Genomic DNA, 3,692 nt, shown 5'->3' on the forward strand with positions numbered 1-3,692 from the left:
ACTGCTAATAAACTTGGTTTATTTAATGTAAGTATAAATAATATAGCCTCAAGTGAAGGAAGTGTTGCTAGCAATCCGCTTTTAGTATTTGTACAAGCTATACCAAATAACATAACTTCAGTATTTGGTGAAAATGGACGTGTTTTATCTATAGTTTTCTTAGCTAGTGTTACGGGAATTTGTATTAATTCTTTAGGAAATGAAATTTTAGTATTAAAGAAACTATTACAAGATATAAATAAAATAATAACTACTTTTTTAACATTTGTTATAACTAAATTTGGACCAATAGCTATCTTTGTTTTAATAACAAGAACTTTTGCAATTTATGGTGTTGAGCATTTAAAACCAGCTCTTGCATATGTTGGTACTACTACAATAGCTTTAATATTATTCTTAACTATTGGATATGCTTTATTTATTTACTTTACTACAGGATTAAATCCAATGATATTTGTAAAGAAAATTTCAAAAGTAGCTTTATTTGGTTTCTCTACTTCTTCATCTGCTGCAACATTGCCTTTAAATACTAAAACTATTATTGAGGACTTAGGTGTAAGTGAAGAAATAGCATCTTTTACATTACCACTTGGTATGACTATCAACATGAACGGAACCGCTATAATGCAAGTTATTGCAGCAATATTTATAGCATCTAGTTCAGGATATGAAGTTACTGTAGGAAATATATTAATAATATCAGTATTAGCTTTAATAGCATCAATTGGTACACCTGCTGCTCCTGGTGCTGGAGCAATAATACTATTTACTGTTTTAACAGGTATGGGATATCAAAATGATGCAGCAGTACTTGCATATTCATTAATACTTGCAATAAACAGACCAATAGAAATGCTTGTTACTTCATTAAATGTAGTTGGAGATGCTGCAACTGCTGTTTATGTGTCTAAATCAGAAAATAACTTAAACGAAGAAATTTATAATGGATAATAAATAATATCTTAATGCGATAATATAAAAATATAAAAATATAAAAATAGCTCAAAGTATAAAATAGATCCTATATAGTGGACATGATAAAAAGCGTGTTTATTTATGGGATCTTTTTTTGTACAATATTAACTAAGGAATTATTATAAGATGATTAAAAAGGTATTTATATAACTAAAAATATTAAAATTTCTAAAAATAAATATGTAAAACTGTAGAATAATAGAAGAACTTAAAATATTGATAGATCATTACATGGATTATAATAATGACTATTTTCAGTGGAATTTAAAAAAGCTGATTACTGTACAATACAGAAATCAGCTTTTAGTAATTTCTTAATGCTCTTTTTTATAGTGTCTTTGATAAAGAATCTATTTTAATAATAATTACACATTTATTATTAAAAAACACTATTTAGCAACGAATGTTTCACAGCTACTATTTTCAAAATTTATATCTACATGGCTTGCATTACAAGCACCATATATATTATATGTACATTTATTAGCACTACAAGATATATTTTGAGTACTAGTTAAACTTGTATTACCATGGTAGTTAGTCATATTAAAGTTATCTTTATCTCTAAATGTATCACAATAAGTTTCAGGTGTTATAGCTGCATCATATCCTTCAACTTTTATTTGCGAAGCATAACAACCTCCAGTTTTATTGAATGCGCAGTTTGTAGCTGAGCAATGTAAATTACTTCCCATAAAATACCTCCTAAATAAAATTCTATTATTATTATGTCAAAGATAAATTATTTTAATCATTTACATCTAAAAATAAATATATTAGCCTAATATATTTATAAATAGGATTATACAGGGCATTGTAAATACATCAAGTAAAAAGGCAGCAACCAATGGAACTACTAAAAAAGCTTTTTGAGAATAGCCATATTTATCACCTATAGAGGTCATATTAGCTAAAGCTGTAGGTGTAGCACCTAATCCATGACCAATAAGACCACTTATCATAACTGCAGAATCGAAGTTTTTACCAAGAACTTTAAAACAAATAAAAATAGAGTATATAATTATAAAAATAGCTTGGCATATAACAATAATAAGTATTGGGCCAAATAAACTTGATAACTTAAATAAATCAATGCTCATAAGTGCCATAGTTAAAAATATTCCAAGGGATAAATCACTTAAAAAAACAATAATTTTAAAATCTAGATTTATAATATTAACTTTATCATTTATATTTCTAAATAATACTGATATTAACATACAACCAGTTATAGCTGGAATTATTATCCCTGTTAAGTTGAAAAATATATTGGCTATTAATTTTCCTAAAGATATACAAAGAAGAATAGCTAATAATTGTTCTAAAAATGAAAAAATATCAAGGTTTATTCTAATATCAATATTTTTTGATATAGATACTTTTTTATAGTTTAAGTCGGGTTTTAATTTATACTTGTCAATTAAAAACTTAGCAAGAGGAGAGCCAATAAGTCCTGCTAATATAAGACCAAGGGTTGATGATGCTATACCAACGCTTATAGCATTTTGTATACCTAAATTTTCTATAGTAGCACCATAGGCAGCAGAAGAACCATGTCCACCTTCCATTGAAATCGTACCACACATAAGTCCAAGTAATGGATTTATACCTATAACTTTAGATAAGATAAGAGCAATTATATTTTGGCAATATGATAAAACTCCGCACAAAATCCAATATTTTATAAGTGCTTTTCCACCTTTTTTAACTAAAGACATACTCATTGAAATTCCAACTGTGGTAAAGAAAAAACATATTAAATAATCCATTAGAGAAGTATCCATAGAAATATCACAGATGTTAAAAAACTTTAAAAGAAGAGTTAATAGACAAAATAATAATCCACCAATAACTGGTGAAGGAATACAAAATCTATTGAATATATTGACTTTATTTTTTATAAAATTACCTACAATAAATAAAATTATAGATAAAATCAAAGTCGAGGTAATATCAAAATTTAAAGAATGCAAAATACCACCTACCTTACATATTTTAACTTGTACATATAAAAATATATTAGATAAGCTATAAAATAATGCATATAAAATTCGCTTCCCTTGATTAGTGTGTTGGTGAAGCGAATTTTAAATTTATAATTTTTTTAATATTTTTATGAAATCATTAACAGTATCTAAAAGGTATTTACCCTTATAGTATTCAAGTTTTATATCATCAAAACTAGGCATATCACGAACAACTTGTGGTCTTTCTTCAAATAATCCTAAAACATTGAAATCCTTATCTAAAACAGCGATACTAGGACCTTTAAAAGATTCTTTATCAATACCTAAAGCAGGAGCCATAAACTTTTTACCACGAGCCATAGTTATAACTGACATATTAAAGTTAGTATTAAGATCTAAAAATCTTTTTAAAACTGTAGCATTTAATTGAAAATCAGGACACCATATTTCACCTGAAACTAAGAAATTCACTTCATAGTCTATATTTTCTATAAATGATATCATTTCATCAGTTAAATTTAATCTAGAATTATTTTTGAAAATTCTAGCTCTTTCCCCTTTAGTTCCTTCTCCGACAGAACTTTCAAAGCTTTGACCAATTTCAAATAGTTCTTTAAGACTCATTTCAACCATAACAAACCTCCAAAATTATTATTTATATACATATACTACCATAAATAATAATATAGAGTATATAAATTTTACTTTATAATACAAACAAAATTATATAATTAGTAATGAGTATAATAA

The 3,692-nt window shown here is 26.1% G+C and carries 5 protein-coding genes; 2 read left to right on the forward strand and 3 right to left on the reverse strand.

All coding sequences use genetic code 11. The annotated features are described in order from the left end of the window. A partial coding sequence (locus Q5F54_RS11775) for a dicarboxylate/amino acid:cation symporter (protein ID WP_302334482.1) occupies positions 1-951 on the forward strand: 951 nt, incomplete at its 5' end. Positions 952-1,170: 219 nt separating this feature from the next. Further along, positions 1,171-1,293: an IS3 family transposase gene (locus Q5F54_RS13100; protein ID WP_330578064.1), complete on the forward strand. Its 123-nt coding sequence runs from the start codon at positions 1,171-1,173 to the stop codon at positions 1,291-1,293. A gap of 71 nt (positions 1,294-1,364) precedes the next feature. Here Q5F54_RS13100 and Q5F54_RS11780 read toward each other — a convergent pair whose 3' ends face one another. From Q5F54_RS11780 to Q5F54_RS11790, 3 genes are all read right to left on the reverse strand, one after another. Then, a complete protein-coding gene (locus Q5F54_RS11780) occupies positions 1,365-1,670 on the reverse strand; it encodes a DUF1540 domain-containing protein (protein WP_281538670.1) in 306 nt (101 codons plus the stop codon). An 81-nt stretch (positions 1,671-1,751) separates the two neighbouring features. After that, positions 1,752-2,948: a sodium/glutamate symporter gene (gene gltS, locus Q5F54_RS11785; RefSeq protein WP_302170269.1), complete on the reverse strand. Its 1,197-nt coding sequence runs from the start codon at positions 2,946-2,948 to the stop codon at positions 1,752-1,754. A 120-nt stretch (positions 2,949-3,068) separates the two neighbouring features. After that, positions 3,069-3,575, reverse strand: coding sequence for a thioredoxin family protein (locus tag Q5F54_RS11790; protein WP_281538669.1), 507 nt, complete (start codon positions 3,573-3,575; stop codon positions 3,069-3,071). Positions 3,576-3,692 lie beyond the last annotated feature (117 nt).

The sequence above is a fragment of the uncultured Romboutsia sp. genome, from assembly GCF_958366745.1.
Lineage (GTDB): Bacteria > Bacillota > Clostridia > Peptostreptococcales > Peptostreptococcaceae > Romboutsia > Romboutsia timonensis.

Coding starts and splice junctions, on each gene's coding strand:
- Q5F54_RS11790 (WP_281538669.1), bottom strand. CDS start 3,575: ATGGTTGAAATGAGTCTTAAAGAACTATTTGAAATTGGTCAAAGCTTT.
- Q5F54_RS11780 (WP_281538670.1), bottom strand. CDS start 1,670: ATGGGAAGTAATTTACATTGCTCAGCTACAAACTGCGCATTCAATAAA.